Genomic DNA, 16,133 nt, shown 5'->3' with positions numbered 1-16,133 from the left:
AGCCATTCAGCTGATGAAACGCTGGACTCTGAGCATCGAAACTCATGCTTCAACCGCATGTCCGAACCAGATGAAATGACTGGAATACAGACGTAGGTCTCGATGGGCGGGGAGGATACAAAGTGGCCGGATTGAAAAATTTAGGAATATTCCTAAAGGGAGCCCGAAAGATGTTTTCCGCTGCTTGATCGGAAAATTCCCAGACGAATAGAACGTCAATGACTCATTGCGAGTAAAAGAGAGGAAACGCCGGCGCCGGATATTGGGGATCGATCAAGGAACAGCGAGCCGTTCAGCCCGCTGCATCGAGGGAAGCGCCGCTGGCCAGCGCTTGGCGTAGCCCAGGCCAGTCCGCGCCAGGATCATCAATCGAAGAAATGCCCCTCCAGGCAGCAGGCCAGCAGTTCCTGGTCGGTTTTCACGCCGAGCCGGCGCTTGGCCGACGACTTCTGCGCGCTGATGGTCTTGTCGCTGCGCTTGAGCAAACGCGCGATATCGCTGACGCGCAGGCCCGAGACGAACAGCCGCAACACCTCGTATTCCTTGACCGAGAGAGACTCCAGGCGCCGCCGCAGCTCGCCTTCGCGGGCCTCGGCCTCGCCATTGCGAAAGCCCGAGCGGACCAGGCAACGGCCCTTGCCGAGGGCGTCCAGGGTAGACAGCAACTGCGCCATGCCGGCGTCCTTGCGCACCACGCCGGCCACGCCCAGCTCGAACAAGCGGTCCAGCACCAAGCGATTGGACAGCATGGTGAACACGAGGAATTTCACCTTAGGGAAATTACGCACCAGATAACCAATGAAACGGACACCATCGCCATAGACTTCATCGCCTGGCATGCTGAAGTCGGTAATGGCGATATCGAACTCCTCACGCTGTAATGCACTCACCAACTCGCCGGACGAACGCGCTTCGCAGGCGACCTGATATTGGGGATGACGTTCCAGGACTCCACGCACTCCCATCAACACCACTGCATGATCGTCCGCCAAAACAATCTTGATCTTTTTCAAATCAACCTCACCTAAAAAATAACTCCACGAAGACTAAACGCTCGCGGGCGAGCAATCTAAATGAATGCCCGATGGCTCGGCAGCTCGGATTTTTCCCAAATATTAATTATGGGAAATTTCCTACATTCGACAGTAATAGAAAACATTGCCGGCGTTATTGATTCCAATAGCGCCATCTCAATTTTAGATTCCGCGAACTTTATTATTTCGAATGAATGTAAGGCGTCACGGGCTCAGCATGGCCCCGTGTAACAGCGGACGAACGAGAAGCGCACCGGCAAGCGGCGCATGCCAGCGGCAGGAGAAAAACGGGAGGCTGAAATGGAGGCGGCCCCGCCAGCCACACCCCGGCACACAATGTCCCCGCCTTGGCTGCTTCCTTCCGGACCTGACCAGGTAAGCGGGTAATCGTTGCGGGGGGACCGACAGGGCCACCATTGAGAACTCGCCAGATCAGCGAGCCGCGCCATTGTACCGGCTTGCGCGTAAGTTACAACCACTTCAAGCACTTAGCTTCAAGGTTGAGGGCGATTCGGCAGTTTCGTGCCTGGCGACTGCAGCCTCGGCGACCTCTGCCGATACCGGGATAGAACGCCTCCGAGTCCTGTTCCGGGAGATCCAGCCATGCGCGATGACCTGCGCCCCTCTGCCCTGCTGCTGTCCCTGCTCTTCAGCCTGCCCCTGTGCGCGGAGGAGTTGCGCTTCCAGGGACTGGTCGTCGAGCCAGGCTGCCGCACCAGCCAATTTTCGCCGCCGGCACTCGCCCGCTCGACCGGCCTCGCCGTCCAAGGCTGCAGCAGCCCGGTATCGCTGCACCTGAGCCCGGCCCAGGGCCAGGCACCGTTGCCGCGAATCCAGGTGACCGACCTCGAAGGCCGGCCCCTCGATCTCAAGGGCGGCGTGGTGCTGAACGGCGCCGCGCTACGCCTGTTGCTGCGCGACACCGAGGGGCGCGCGGCGGGCCGCCCGCTGTTGCTGAACCTGACGTATCTGTGACGGCGACGCCCCGGCCCGGCGGACCAGGGGCGTGGCGCTATTGCTGTTGGCGGAAGCTGCCACTGGCGATCGGCTGGGTGGACACTTCCAGCCCCGGACCGAGGAACAGGTCCTGCTTGTCATAGCCGGGCCGGCTACTGAAGCTGGCGTACTTCTCGGCGCCCCGGTGGAAGGTGAAGGACACCAGGTAGCCAGCGCTGCGCCACAGGCTCAACGGAAAGCTGCGTACCTCGCCGGGCTTGATGTCGCCGGCCAGGGTTTCCACACCGTTTTCCTTGAAGCTGTAACTCACCGGGCCGCTGCCCTGGGCGTCGTAATGCAGGAGGATCTGCGGACGCTGGGTCCAGGCCACATACAGGGCGAACAACAGCACCAGGGCGATCAGCCCCGACACGCGCTGCTTTCTCGCTTTATCCATGTTCGTCTCCGGGCATCGGCGCGCGGCTTTTCGGGCCGCGCGGCCTCGCTCAGTTCAGGCTGTCGGCCAGGGCCTTGGCCGGTACGAAACGCACCACCTTCTTCGCGGCGATCTGGATGGTCTTGCCGGTCTGCGGGTTGCGTCCGCTGCGCGCGGCGCGCTCGGCGACCTTGAGTTTGCCGATGCCCGGCAGCGTCAGTTCCTCGCCGTTCTCCAGGCTGTCCTGAACGATCTGTGCCAGTTGCTCGAATACCCCGCGCACGGCGGCCTGGGTGAGGTCGAGGGAATCGGCGATATCGCGGACCAGCTGATCCTTGGTCAAAGCCATGTTGTGTCTCCTGAATGGTTGAGGTGCGAAAAATACCGAAAACGGCGGATCAAGCGCTCAAGCCGTGCGCGGCGAGCAACGCCAGCAGCCCTTCTTCGTCCATTACCGCGACGCCGAGTTCCTGCGCCTTGGCCAGCTTCGAACCGGCGCCGGGGCCAGCGACCACGCAATGGGTCTTGGCCGATACCGAGCCGGCGACCTTCGCGCCCAGGCTTTCCAGCTTGTCCTTGGCGACGTCGCGGCTCATCGCCTCCAGGGTGCCGGTCAGCACCCAGGTCTGACCGGCCAGCGGCAGCCCCTCGGCGACCTTGCGTTCGCTCTGCCAGTGCATGCCGAACTCGCGCAATTGCGCTTCGATGGCACGCGCACGGGCGACACGCTGCGGGTCGGCGAAGTAATCGCGCAAGGATTGCTTGGCCTTCTCGTTGAGCGCCTTGCTCACGCTGAGGGTCAGCCAGTCCTGGCTGAGGGCGACGATGCCCTCCAGGTCGCCGGCGCTTTCGGCCAGCTTCTTCGCCCCGGTGGCGGCGATGCCGGCGATGTCGAGCTTGGCGATGAAGTCCGCCAGGGTCGCGCAGGCGGCGAATTCGGCAGCCAGCTCGCCCTCCTCCTGCAAAGCGATGCCATGGGTCTCGTCGAGCAGTTGCTCGATGACCTTGCGGTTGTGCTCGTCGGCGAAGAAGTTATGGATTTCGTAGGCGACTTCGGCGCCAACGTCCGGCAGGTAGGTCAGCACCTCCGGCAGCGCCCTCTCGATGCGCGCCAGCGAACCCAGGGCGCGCGCCAGCAGCTTGGCGGTCTCCTCGCCGACATCGGGAATGCCCAGGGCGTAGATGAAGCGCGCCAGGCTCGGGCGGCGGCTGTCGGCAATGGCGCTGAGCAGGTTGCGCGTGGACAGGTCGGCGAAGCCTTCCAGTTCGACCACCTGCTCGTAGGTCAGGGTGAACAGGTCGGCCGGCGACTTGACCAGGCCCTTGTCCACCAGTTGCTCGACGATCTTGTCGCCGAGGCCGTCGATATCCATGGCCCGCCGCGAGACGAAGTGGATGATCGACTGTTTCAGTTGCGCCTGGCAGAACAAGCGGCCGACGCAGCGGTAGATAGCGCCTTCGCTGACCGACTCGCGGCCCTTGGCGCGCTTGACCAGTTGCGTGCGCTCGACCTGCGAGCCGCACACCGGGCAGTGCTCCGGCACCCGCACCGGACGCGCATCGGCCGGCCGCCGCTCGCTGACCACCTGCATGACCTGCGGGATGACGTCGCCGGCGCGACGGATGATCACGGTATCGCCGATCATCAGCCCGAGGCGGGCGACTTCGTCCATGTTGTGCAGGGTGGCGTTGGACACGGTAACGCCGGCCACCTGCACCGGTTTCAGGCGCGCCACCGGTGTGACGGCGCCGGTACGGCCGACCTGGAACTCGACGTCGAGCAGTTCGGTGAGTTCTTCGCGCGCCGGGAATTTATGGGCCACGGCCCAGCGCGGTTCGCGGGCGCGGAAGCCCAGCTCGCGCTGGAAATCGATGCGGTTGACCTTGAACACCACGCCATCGATCTCGTAGGCCAGGCTGTCACGGCGCTCACCGATGTCCGCGTAGTAGGCCTGGCAGCCGGCAACGCCCTGGACCCGCTTCAGCTCGCGGCTGATCGGCACGCCCCAGGCCTTGAAGGCTTCGAGGATGCCGACCTGGGTATCCGGCAGGCTGCCGCCCTCGACCCGGCCGAAACCATAGGCGCAGAACTCCAGCGGACGGCTGGCGGTGATTTTCGGGTCGAGCTGGCGCAGGCTGCCGGCAGCGGCGTTGCGCGGGTTGGCGAAGGTCTTGCCGCCGCTTTCCATTTGTCGCGCATTGAGCGCGTCGAAGCCGGCCTTGGACATGTACACCTCGCCGCGCACCTCCAGCACCGCCGGCCAGCCCTCGCCCTGCAGGCGCAGGGGAATGTTGCGCACGGTGCGCACGTTGGCGCTGATGTCTTCGCCTGTGCTGCCGTCACCGCGGGTGGCGCCGCGGGTGAGCCGGCCGTTCTCGTACAGCAGGCTGACCGCCAGGCCGTCGAGCTTGGGTTCGCAACTGTATTCCACCTCGGCGCCGCCGCCGAACAGATCGCCGGCCGGCAACTGGTCGGCCAGGCCCTCGCGCACGCGCCGGTCGAAGTCCAGCAGGTCCTGTTCCTCGAAGGCGTTGCCCAGGCTGAGCATCGGCACTTCGTGACGCACCTCGCCGAAGGCCGCGGCGGCGGCGCCACCGACGCGCTGGGTCGGCGATTCGGCGCTGACCAGGTCCGGGTGCTCCTCTTCCAGCGCCTTTAGCTCGCGGAACAGGCGGTCGTATTCGGCATCCGGGACGCTCGGCTCGTCGAGCACGTAATAACGGTAGTTGTGCGCATCCAGCTCGCTGCGGAGCTGGGCGATGCGTTGGGCGGCGGTCTGGCTGTCGGTCATGGTCTTCTGAGCGGGGACTGGAGGCTGGAAGCTGAAAAGCGGAAAGCCGGAAGGGACTGGGTAGTCACTTCCGGCTTCTGGCTATCCGCTTGGCTCTGAGATTAGCGCTTCTGCGTCAGGGCGCGACGTTCGAACTCGCTGATGCGCTGGCGGTAGTGCTCGATGGTCTGCGCAGTCATCACGCTGCGCTGCTCGTCCTTCAGCTCGCCGTTGAGCTCCTGGGCCAGCTTGCGCGCGGCGGCGACCATCACGTCGAAGGCCTGCTTCGGATGACGCGGCCCCGGCAGACCGAGGAAGAAGCTCACTGCGCGGGTGCTGAACTGGTCGATGTTGTCCAGATCGAAGGTGCCCGGCTTGACCGCGTTGGCCATGGAGAACAGCACTTCACCATTGCCGGCCATGCTCTCGTGACGATGGAAGATGTCCATCTCGCCGTAGCGCAGGCCGCTTTCGAGGATGTTCTGCAGCAGGGCCGGGCCCTTGAAGCCGCCTTCGTCGCGACTGATCACGTTGATGATCAGCACTTCCTCGACCGGCGCCGGGGCGCTGGCGGCGGGGGCTGCCTGGCGCTCCTTCTCGCGCTCCTTGTCCTTCTTGCGATCCTTGGCCTTGGGCTTTTCCTTCGGCGCTTCTTCCAGGGTTTCGGGGAAGTCTTCCTCGTCCAGCGGACCGAGCAGGTTAGGCGCCGGGTCGTCGAGGTTCAGGTCGCCCTGGCGCGGTTCGCCGCGCCGCTTGCCGCGCGACTCCTTGGCACTGATGGAAGGCAGGTCGTGCTCGTCCAGCGACGGTTCGTTGTGCTCGACCACGCGGGATGGCCCCAGCACTTCCGGTGAGTCGCCCTCATCGTCGATCTGGTTGGCGAAATGCCGGTCCAGCTTGAAGCGCAATTTGCCCTTGCCGCCCCGCATGCGACGCCAACCGTCGAACAGAATGCCGGCGATCACGATAAGCCCAATGACGATCAGCCATTCGCGTAGACCGATATCCATCTAATCCCATTGCCCCTGATAAAAATGATGATGAAAAAAAGGATGTCCTATCCCTGAAAACGTGGCGCTGTAGTTTGTATGTCCACGCGTAACAAAAGTGGGCATTAAGCTAGCATGCCCGACATAACTTTTACACTGCCTGCACGGACCATCCGCGCAACTATTCGCAACTTTCCGCAGGCTATTGCGGGCGCCCTGGGGAAACGCCGATGAACCCAATCGAATCAACAGCTTACGTATTCGGCGGGGCAACATGGCAGTGACAGCAAAGTGCCCGTAATCACTGTATGAAATTTGTCCAGAAGGCGTTGGCTTCATGCCTCCGCCAGGGCCACGGCTTCCTCCACATCCACTGCCACCAGACGCGAACAACCGGGCTCGTGCATGGTCACGCCCATCAATTGATCGGCCATTTCCATGGCGATCTTGTTGTGGGTGATATAGATGAACTGCACTTTCTCCGACATCTCCTTGACCAGCCGGGCATAACGCCCGACGTTGGCATCGTCCAGCGGCGCATCGACTTCGTCGAGCATGCAGAACGGTGCCGGGTTGAGCTGGAAGATCGCGAAGACCAGCGCCAGAGCCGTCAGCGCCTTCTCGCCGCCGGACAGCAGATGGATGGTGCTGTTCTTCTTGCCCGGCGGCCGGGCCATGATCGCCACCCCTGTATCGAGTAGATCTTCGCCGGTAAGTTCCAGGTAGGCGTGACCGCCGCCGAAGACCTTGGGGAACAGGGCCTGAAGGCCAGCATTGATCTGGTCGAAGGTTTCCTTGAAGCGGTTGCGGGTTTCCTTGTCGATCTTGCGGATGACGTTTTCCAGGGTGTCCAGGGCTTCGACGAGGTCGGCGTTCTGGTCGTCCAGGTAACGCTTGCGTTCGGACTGCTGCTGGTATTCGTCGATCGCCGCCAGGTTGATCGGGCCGAGGCGCTGGATGCGCCCGGCGAGGCCTTCCAGGCGCTCTTCCCAGATGGCTTCGGCGGCGTCGTGGGGCAAGGTGCCGAGCACTGTGTGCAGGTCGTAGCCGTCTTCGCCGAGCTGTTCTTGCAGGGCCTTGCGACGCACGCTCAAGGCCTGCCATTCCATGCGCTGCTGCTCCAGTTGCCCGCGCAGCAGTTGCGATTGCTGCTCGGCCTGGGTGCGGCGCTTCTCGGCGTCGCGCAACTGGCGGTCGGCGTCCTCCAGCGTCAGGCGCGCGATCTTCAGTTCTTCTTCCACGCCCATGCGCCGCTCGAGCAGCTCTTCCAGGCGCATACGCAACTCTTCCAGCGGCGCGGCGCCCTCCTCCAGGTTGAGGTTGAGCTGCTCGCAGCGCTCGTTCAGGCGCAATGCCTGGGAGTCCAGGCGCTCCAGCGCCTGGCAGGTGGATTCATGCTGGGCCTTGAGCGAACCCACGCGCACCGCCAACTGGTGGGCCTGGTCCTTGTGCTGGCGCGCCTCCTGGCGGATGCGGTCGAGACGCTCGCGCAACGCATCGCGTTCGGCCAGCAGGCTCTCGCGGCGCTCGGTGTCCTGGGCCATGGCGTCAAGGGCATCCTGCAGGCTGAGGCGCGCTTCGCCCAGTTGCTCCTGCTCGATGGCGCGCTGCTCGGCCAGCTCCGCCAACTCTTCGTCGAGTCGGCGGCGGCGCAGGGTCAATTGCTCGACCTTGGCCTGCTGCGCCGACAATCCGGCCTTCAGCTCGCCCTGACGGCGGCCTTCTTCCTGGATGCGCCGGCGCAACTGCTCACGCCCGTCCTCGGCCTGGCGCTGGGCCTGGCGCTGGTCTTGCAGTTGCTCGTCGAGCCCGGCCAGGCGCGCTTCCAGTCGCTCACGCTCGGCGTAGAGACGCTCCAATTCCTGGCCACGGGCCAGTACGCCACTCTCGGCGGACTCGCCACGGCGGACGCGGAGGAAGTGCCGGCCGACCCAGTAGCCGTCACGGCTGACCAGGCTTTCGCCGTCGCCCAGTCCGCTGCGCTGGGCCAAGGCCTGTTCCAGGCTGTCGACCGGCCGCACCCGGGCCAGCCAGGCGGACAGGTCGAGGGCGCTGTCGACCTTGTCCAGCAGGCTGCCGGCCCGACTGGCGCCGCCGCGGGGCACATCCAGCAGGCGCAGTTCGCCCTTTTCCAGGCTGGCGAACGGCAGGTCGTTGAAATCGTCCAGCAACACCGCGTGCAGGTCGGCGCCGAGCACGGTTTCCACCGCCAGTTCCCAGCCCGCCTCCACGCGCAGGTTCTCGGCCAGGCGCGGGCGCTGTTCCAGGCCTTGCGCGCGCAACCAGTCGGCGGTGCCGGCGCCGGGGTCGAGCGCGGCTTGCTGCAGGGCTTCCAGGGAAGCGATGCGGCCGTTCAGGCGTTGCAATTCGCCCTGCGCCTGGTGCTGCGCCGCGCTGCTGTCCTGCAGGGCCTGGCGCACCTGTTCCAGGCGCTCGATGAGTTCCTGCTCCTCGGCCTGCAGCTCGTCCAGTTGCAGCTCGGTGGCGGCCAATTGCTCGCTCAGTTCGAGGATCGCCGCGCCTTCCGGGTCGGCCGCCAGTTGCTGGCGTTCCTCGCTCAGGCGACGTTCACGTTCGGCCTGGCGTTCCAGGCTCTGCTCCAGGTGCTGGATGCGCGACTGCTGCACCTCGGCTTCGCGGCGCGGCTCGGCGCTCTGCTGGTTGAAGGCGTCCCAGCCCTGCTGCCATTCGTGCATGCTGGCTTCGGAGGTTTCCAGCGCGGCGCTGGCCTCTTCGGCCGCGGCGGCGCTGACTTCCTGCTCCGGCGCGAGCAGGGCCAGTTCTTCGCCGAGGGTGGCCATGAGGGTGCGGTCGTGGCCCAGGTGCGATTCGGTTTCCAGGCGCGCGCGCTCGGCCTCGCGCAGGTCGTCCTGCAACTGGCGCAGGCGCTGCTGGCCGTGCTGGATGCTCTGCTCGACGCGGGCGATGTCGCCGCCCACCGAATAAAAGCGCCCCTGTACCTGGTTGAAGCGCTCAGACAGCTCGTGGTGGCTGTCGCGCAGGCGCTCGATGCTGGCGTCGGCACTGCGCTGTTCGGCTACCAGCGCCTCGAAGGCCACCTCCTGGTCGCCGATCACCCGCTCCTTCTGCCCGACCTGCTCGTTGAGTTCGCGCCAGCGCAGGGCACCGAGCTGGGCCTTGAGCTGACGCTCCTCGGCCTTGAATTCCTGGTATTTCTCCGCCGACTGGGCCTGGCGGTGCAGGCGTTCGAGCTGGCGTTCGAGTTCTTCGCGCAGGTCGGACAGGCGCGCCAGGTTTTCCTGGGTGCGACGGATGCGGTTCTCGGTTTCGCGACGGCGCTCCTTGTACTTGGAGATGCCGGCGGCTTCCTCGATGAAATTGCGCAGGTCTTCCGGCTTGGCCTCGATCAGCTTGGAGATCATGCCCTGCTCGATGATCGAATAGCTGCGCGGACCCAGGCCGGTGCCGAGGAAGATGTCGGTGATGTCGCGGCGGCGGCACTTGGTGCCGTTGAGGAAGTAGGTGTTCTGGCCGTCGCGGGTAACGCGGCGGCGGATGGAAATCTCGGCGTAACTGGCGTACTCGCCGACCAGGCTGTTGTCGCTGTTGTCGAAGATCAGCTCGATCGACGCCTGGGTCACCGGCTTGCGCGTGTTGGAGCCGTTGAAGATGACGTCGGTCATCGACTCGCCGCGGAGGTTCTTCGCCGAACTCTCGCCCATCACCCAGCGAACGGCGTCGATGATATTGGACTTGCCGCAACCGTTGGGACCGACCACGGCCGCCATGTTGCTCGGGAAGTTCACCGTGGTCGGGTCGACGAAGGACTTGAACCCGGCCAGCTTGATGCATTTGAGCCGCATATGCCCGCGCCTCTCAGCGTTCGGCCAGGGCAGCCAGCACCAGCTGGCTGTTGTGGCGGCCGTAGTCGAGCAATACCGTGCGAATGCGTGCTTCGTCGCGGTCGATCACGGCCTGCAACAGACGGGCGAAGCTGTCGATGAACTGGCCCATCTCGCCTTTGCGCCGCTCCAGCGCCAGGTGGTAGGTGCGGCTGATGGCCGGCAGCAGGTTTTCCACGGTTTCCTGCAGATAGGGGTTGGCGGCGAAGGGAAACCCGGCGCGCATGATGTCGAAGCTGGACTCGACGAAGGCGTTGATATCGCCCCGCCGCGAGTCTTCCAGCAGGCGCTGCTGGATCGCCTGGAACGCTTGCAGGTCGCTTGCGTCGCGCCAATGCCGGGCGACGGCCACGGCGAGCATGATGTACAGCTCCATGACCAGCGCGTAGAGGCTTTCCACATGGCTGGCGGACAGTTCGGAAACCTGCGCCCCGCGACGCGGCAGGATGACCACCAGATGGCGCCGCTGGAGGATCAGCAGCGCCTCGCGGACCGAGCCGCGGCTGACGTTCAGCGCCTGGGTGACCTTCTGTTCCTGGATGCGCTCGCGTTCCTTGAGCTCGCCCCGGATGATGCGTTCGGCGAGGTGGTGGGCAATCTGTTCAGCCAGGCTGTCCGGGGCCTTGAACGTCATGGTTGTCCTTATCGCTGCGGGCTGTTCGGAGGGGCGTGCGGCCGCGAAGTGTAACACAGGGCGTTACCCCGCAAGGCCCCGCTCGGAGTGGCTGACAGAACGAAGGTTGGTGCGCGACGAGGACGAAACTGGCGCAAGATTGTCGGACAATCCTACGAAGTCATCGCCAGGAGTCGCCCTATGTTCGCCTCGCTCTCCCCCGCCTGGATGCTGCGCCTGAAAAAGGTCGGCTACTGGATCTGGCTGGTGCCGGTGCTCGGCATTCCCCTGAGCTACCACTGGTCCCAGGGCAGCGACCGGCCCAATGCCTGGACCTGGTTCGTCATCGGCGTGGTGTTCCTGGTCATCCCGCTGCTCGACGCCATCGTCGGCCGCGACCCGGCCAACCCCGACGAGGCCAGCGAGGTGCCGCTGCTGGAGGGTCAGGCTTACTACCGCCTGCTGAGCCTGCTGACGGTGCCGCTGCTGCTCGGCATGCTGGTCTATGGCGGCTGGGTGTTCAGCCATACCGAAACCTGGGACTGGAGCGGCCGGCTGGGCTGGATTCTCTCGGTCGGCACGGTGATGGGCGCCATCGGCATCACCGTCGCCCACGAGCTGATCCACAAGGACCCGGCCCTGGAGCAATGCGCCGGCGGCCTGCTGCTGGCGGCGGTGTGCTACGCCGGTTTCAAGGTCGAGCACGTGCGCGGCCACCACGTCAACGTCTCGACCCCGGAGGACGCCTCCTCCTCGCGCTACGACCAGAGCCTGTATGCCTTCCTGCCCCACGCCTATGCGCACAACTTCCGCAATGCCTGGCGCCTGGAGGCCCAGCGCCTCAGGCGCAAGGGCCTGCCGGCGCTGCACTGGCGCAACGAGCTGATCGGCTGGTACGCCCTCAGCGCACTCTTCCTGCTCGCTTTCGGCCTGGCCTTCGGCTGGCTGGGCGCGCTCTACTTCCTGGGCCAGGCGGCCATGGCCTGCACCCTGCTGGAGATCGTCAACTACGTCGAGCACTACGGCCTGCACCGTCGCAAACTGGCCGATGGGCGCTATGAGCGCACCACCCATGAACACTCGTGGAACAGCAACTTCCTGCTGACCAACCTGTTCCTCTTCCACCTGCAACGGCATTCCGATCACCACGCCAGCGCCAAGCGCCGCTACCAGGTGCTGCGCCATTACGACGACAGCCCGCAACTGCCCAATGGCTACGCCGGGATGATCGTCCTCGCCCTGTTTCCGCCGCTCTGGCGCGCGGTGATGAACCCGCGGGTGCGCGCCTACTACGCCGGCGAGGAATACCAATTGAGCGACGACCAGCACGCCTGAGTTCGATGCCACGCCTTTACGGCAGCCGAATTACCCCCGGCTGCCGTCTTTTTTTCTGCCCTCGCCTGCGCAATGCCCAGCAGCCCCATCGCCTTCGCCGGACGGCCCCTGCAGACGGTTACGCCTGCGGAGGGGTCTCTCCGGGAAATAGCTGACCGCAGGATCAGAATTTTTATTGACTTGAAAGTCAGCTTTTCCTAGATTCGCCTCCAGCGCCCCGCCCAAAACAAGAAACCGCCTGGAGGCATGCCTTGATCAGGTTCCTGCTCAACCGCGAGCTGCGCGTCGAAGACCGCCTCGACCCCAACCTCACCGTGCTCAACTACCTGCGCCAGCACCTCGGCAAGACCGGCACCAAGGAGGGCTGCGCCTCCGGTGACTGCGGCGCCTGCACCGTGGTGGTGGGCGAACTGACCGGCGCCGAGGGCGCCGAGCGCATCCGCTACCGCACCCTCAACGCCTGCCTGACCTTCGTCGCCGCACTGCACGGCAAGCAGTTGATCAGCGTCGAGGATCTCAAGCAGCGCGGCCAACTGCACGGCGTGCAGCAGGCCATGGTCGACTGCCACGGCTCGCAGTGCGGCTTCTGCACCCCCGGCTTCGTCATGTCGCTGTTCGCCCTGCAAAAGAACCGCGCCGCCGGCGCCAGCCACGAGGAACGCAAGGCCGAGGCGCACCAGGCGCTGGCCGGCAACCTCTGTCGCTGCACCGGCTACCGGCCGATCCTCGACGCCGCCGAGCAGGTCTGCTGCCAGGCGGCGCCGGACCAGTTCGACGCCGCCGAAGCCCAGACCATCGCTCAACTCAAGGCCATCGCCCCGCGCGAGGCCGCCGAGCTGAACAGCGGCGACAAGCGCTGCCTGCTGCCGCTGAGCATCGCCGACCTGGCCGAGCTCTACAGCGCCAATCCGCAGGCCCGCCTGCTCGCCGGCGGCACCGACTTGGCCCTGGAAGTCACCCAGTTCCACCGCGAGCTGCCGGTGATGATCCATGTCGGCCATGTCGAAGAAATGAAACGCGTCGAGGTCTTCGCCGAGCGCATCGAACTCGGCGCCGCCGCCGCGCTGACCGACTGCTACCAGGTCCTCGCCGAGGATTACCCGGACTTCGGCGAGTTGCTGCAGCGCTTCGCCTCGCTGCAGATCCGCAACCAAGGCACCCTCGGCGGCAATATCGGCAACGCCTCGCCGATCGGCGACACGCCGCCGCTGCTGATCGCCCTGGGCGCACGCATCGTCCTGCGCAAGGGCAACGCCAGCCGCGAACTGCCGATCGAGGACTACTTCATCGACTACAAGGTCACCGCGCGCCAGGAGGGCGAGTTCATCGAGAAGATCATCGTCCCGCGCCCGCAGGCCAACCAGGCGTTCCGCGCCTACAAGGTGTCCAAGCGCCTGGACGACGACATCTCGGCGGTCTGCGCGGCCTTCAGCGTCAGCCTCGAGGACGGCCGCATCAGCGCCGTGCGCAGCGGCTTCGGCGGCATGGCGGCGATCCCCAAGCGCGCCCGCGCCTGCGAGGCGGCGCTGCTCGGCCAGCCGTTCGATGCCGCGACCTTCGAACGCGCCGCCGTTGCCCTGGGCGAGGACTTCACCCCGCTCAGCGACTTCCGCGCCAGCAAGGAATACCGCCTGCTCACCGCGCAGAACCTGCTGCGCAAATGCTTCCTCGAACTGGAAGCGCCCCAGGCCGTGACTCGGGTGACCCACTATGCATAAGCACACGAAAAGCCAGGAAGAACTCCAGGCGCTGTTCCGCGCCGACCTGACCAGCGGCGTCGGCAAGAGCGTCAAGCACGAGAGCGCGCCCAAGCACGTCAGCGGCGAGGCGCTGTACATCGACGACCGCCTGGAATTCCCCAACCAGTTGCACGTCTATGCGCGCATGAGCGAGCGCGCCCATGCGCGCATCACCCGGCTGGACGTCAGCCCCTGCTACCAGTTCCCCGGCGTGGCCATCGCCATCACCAAGGACGACGTGCCCGGCCAACTGGACATCGGCGCGGTGGTCGGCGGTGACCCGCTGCTGGCCGACGGCAAGGTCGAGTACGTCGGCCAGATGGTCCTCGCGGTGGCCGCCGACAGCCTGGAAACCGCGCGCCAGGCGGCCATGGCGGCGATCGTCGAATATGAGGAGCTGGAGCCGGTGCTCGACGTGGTCGAGGCACTGCGCAAGAAGCACTTCGTGCTCGACAGCCACCAGCACAAGATCGGCGACTCCGCCGCCCGGTTGGCGACCGCGCCGCACCGCCTGCAGGGCAGCCTGCACATCGGCGGCCAGGAACACTTCTACCTGGAGACGCAGATTTCCTCGGTGATGCCCAGCGAGGACGGCGGCGTCATCGTCTACACCTCGACGCAGAACCCCACCGAGGTGCAGAAGCTGGTGGCCGAGGTGCTGGGCATCTCCTTCAACAAGGTGGTGATCGACATGCGCCGCATGGGCGGCGGCTTCGGCGGCAAGGAAACCCAGGCTGCGGCGCCGGCCTGCCTGTGCGCGGTGGTCGCGCGGCTCACCGGGCGCCCGGCGAAGATGCGCCTGCCGCGCATGGAAGACATGTCCATCACCGGCAAGCGCCACCCCTTCTACGTCGAGTACGACGTCGGCTTCGACGACGACGGCCTGCTGCACGGCATCCAGATCGAGCTGGCCGGCAACTGCGGCTACTCGCCGGACCTCTCCGGCTCCATCGTCGACCGCGCCATGTTCCACGCGGACAACGCCTACTTCCTCGGCAACGCCACCATCAACGGCCACCGCTGCAAGACCAACACCGCCTCCAACACCGCCTACCGCGGCTTCGGCGGCCCGCAGGGGATGGTCGCCATCGAGGAGATCATGGACGCGGTGGCGCGCCAGCTCGGCAAGGACCCGCTGGAGGTGCGCAAGCGCAACTACTACGGCAAGGACGAGCGCAACCTCACCCACTACCACCAGCTGGTCGAGCACAACCTCATCGAGGAGATGACCGCCGAGCTGGAGGCCAGCGCCGAGTACGCCAAGCGCCGCGCCGAAATCCGCGGGTTCAATGCGCAGAGCCCGATCCTCAAGAAGGGCCTGGCGCTGACCCCGGTGAAATTCGGCATCAGCTTCACCGCCACCTTCCTCAACCAGGCCGGCGCGTTGATCCACCTCTACACCGACGGCAGCATCCATCTGAACCACGGCGGCACCGAAATGGGCCAGGGCCTCAACACCAAGGTGGCGCAGGTGGTGGCGGAGGTCTTCCAGGTCGACATCGAGCGTATCCAGATCACCGCGACCAACACCGACAAGGTGCCGAACACCTCGCCGACCGCCGCCTCCTCCGGCGCCGACCTCAACGGCAAGGCCGCGCAGAACGCCGCAGAGATCCTCAAGCAGCGCCTGGTCGAGTTCGCCGCGCGGTACTGGAAGGTCAGCGCGGAAGACGTCGAGTTCCGCAACAATCAGGTGCGCGTGCGCGACCTCATCCTGCCCTTCGAGGAGCTGGTGCAGCAGGCCTATTACGGCCAGGTGTCGCTGTCCTCCACCGGCTTCTACCGCACGCCGAAGATCTACTACGACCGCGCGAAGGCCGCCGGCAGGCCCTTCTACTACTACGCCTTCGGCGTGTCCTGCTCCGAGGTGATCGTCGACACCCTGACCGGCGAGTACAAGATGCTGCGCACCGACATCCTGCATGACGTCGGCGACTCGCTGAACCCGGCCATCGACATCGGCCAGGTGGAAGGCGGCTTCGTCCAGGGCATGGGCTGGCTGACCATGGAAGAGCTGGTGTGGAACGCCAAGGGCAAGCTGATGACCAACGGCCCCGCCAGCTACAAGATCCCGGCCATCGCCGACATGCCGCTGGACCTGCGGGTGAAGCTGGTGGAAAAGCGCAAGAACCCGGAACAGACGGTGTTCCACTCCAAGGCCGTCGGCGAGCCGCCGTTCATGCTCGGCATCTCGGTCTGGTGCGCGATCAAGGACGCCGTCGCCAGCCTCGCCGACTACCGCGTGCAACCGCGGATCGACGCCCCGGCCACCCCGGAGCGGGTGCTCTGGGGCGTGGAGCAGATGCGCCGACTGAAAGCCGGCCAGGCCGAAGCCGCCCAAACCCAAACCGAGCCCGCCTAGCCCGGAGGAGCGGAGCTTGTCCGCGATCGCCGGACATCACGGCGCGATTCGCGGA

At 65.5% G+C, this 16,133-nt stretch carries 11 protein-coding genes and 1 other RNA gene; 4 read left to right on the top strand and 8 right to left on the bottom strand.

The features are described 5' to 3' along the window. Positions 1-365: 365 nt before the first annotated feature. Complete coding sequence (locus tag BLQ74_RS09190; protein ID WP_090262251.1) at positions 366-1,013, bottom strand: response regulator; 648 nt, start codon at positions 1,011-1,013, stop codon at positions 366-368. Positions 1,014-1,344: 331 nt separating this feature from the next. Then, positions 1,345-1,441, bottom strand: an RNA gene (ffs, locus tag BLQ74_RS09185) — signal recognition particle sRNA small type. 196 nt (positions 1,442-1,637) lie between these two features. On the opposite strand from ffs, the gene BLQ74_RS09180 reads away from it, so the two are divergent. Then, positions 1,638-2,009, top strand: coding sequence for a hypothetical protein (locus BLQ74_RS09180; protein ID WP_090262250.1), 372 nt, complete (start codon positions 1,638-1,640; stop codon positions 2,007-2,009). A gap of 37 nt (positions 2,010-2,046) precedes the next feature. Here BLQ74_RS09180 and BLQ74_RS09175 read toward each other — a convergent pair whose 3' ends face one another. The 6 genes from BLQ74_RS09175 to BLQ74_RS09150 form a co-directional block, all read right to left on the bottom strand. Next, complete coding sequence (locus BLQ74_RS09175) at positions 2,047-2,427, bottom strand: hypothetical protein (RefSeq protein WP_090262249.1); 381 nt, start codon at positions 2,425-2,427, stop codon at positions 2,047-2,049. Between the two features lie 49 nt (positions 2,428-2,476). Next, entirely contained in the window at positions 2,477-2,755 is a 279-nt protein-coding gene (locus BLQ74_RS09170; RefSeq protein ID WP_090262248.1) for an HU family DNA-binding protein, read from the bottom strand. A gap of 49 nt (positions 2,756-2,804) precedes the next feature. Then, complete coding sequence (gene ligA / locus BLQ74_RS09165; protein WP_090262247.1) at positions 2,805-5,198, bottom strand: NAD-dependent DNA ligase LigA; 2,394 nt, start codon at positions 5,196-5,198, stop codon at positions 2,805-2,807. 101 nt (positions 5,199-5,299) lie between these two features. Then, positions 5,300-6,187 (bottom strand): cell division protein ZipA, encoded by an 888-nt coding sequence (zipA, locus tag BLQ74_RS09160; protein ID WP_090262246.1) that lies wholly within the window; start codon positions 6,185-6,187, stop codon positions 5,300-5,302. A gap of 314 nt (positions 6,188-6,501) precedes the next feature. Then, positions 6,502-9,990: a chromosome segregation protein SMC gene (gene smc / locus BLQ74_RS09155; RefSeq protein ID WP_090262245.1), complete on the bottom strand. Its 3,489-nt coding sequence runs from the start codon at positions 9,988-9,990 to the stop codon at positions 6,502-6,504. 13 nt (positions 9,991-10,003) lie between these two features. Then, positions 10,004-10,663 carry a GntR family transcriptional regulator gene (locus BLQ74_RS09150; protein ID WP_090262244.1) on the bottom strand — a complete coding sequence of 220 codons (660 nt, stop codon included), beginning with the start codon at positions 10,661-10,663 and terminating at the stop codon, positions 10,004-10,006. A 180-nt stretch (positions 10,664-10,843) separates the two neighbouring features. On the opposite strand from BLQ74_RS09150, the gene BLQ74_RS09145 reads away from it, so the two are divergent. From BLQ74_RS09145 to xdhB, 3 genes are all read left to right on the top strand, one after another. Continuing rightward, complete coding sequence (locus tag BLQ74_RS09145; protein ID WP_090262243.1) at positions 10,844-11,977, top strand: alkane 1-monooxygenase; 1,134 nt, start codon at positions 10,844-10,846, stop codon at positions 11,975-11,977. Between the two features lie 251 nt (positions 11,978-12,228). Next, positions 12,229-13,695 (top strand): xanthine dehydrogenase small subunit, encoded by a 1,467-nt coding sequence (gene xdhA / locus BLQ74_RS09140; protein WP_090262242.1) that lies wholly within the window; start codon positions 12,229-12,231, stop codon positions 13,693-13,695. Continuing rightward, positions 13,688-16,078, top strand: coding sequence for a xanthine dehydrogenase molybdopterin binding subunit (xdhB, locus tag BLQ74_RS09135; RefSeq protein WP_090262241.1), 2,391 nt, complete (start codon positions 13,688-13,690; stop codon positions 16,076-16,078). The genes xdhA and xdhB overlap by 8 nt, the downstream gene beginning before the upstream one ends. Positions 16,079-16,133 lie beyond the last annotated feature (55 nt).

Source organism: Pseudomonas panipatensis (assembly GCF_900099785.1).
GTDB classification, from domain to species: Bacteria; Pseudomonadota; Gammaproteobacteria; order Pseudomonadales; family Pseudomonadaceae; genus Pseudomonas; species Pseudomonas panipatensis.
This window is presented reverse-complemented; position numbering and strand designations above follow the sequence as displayed.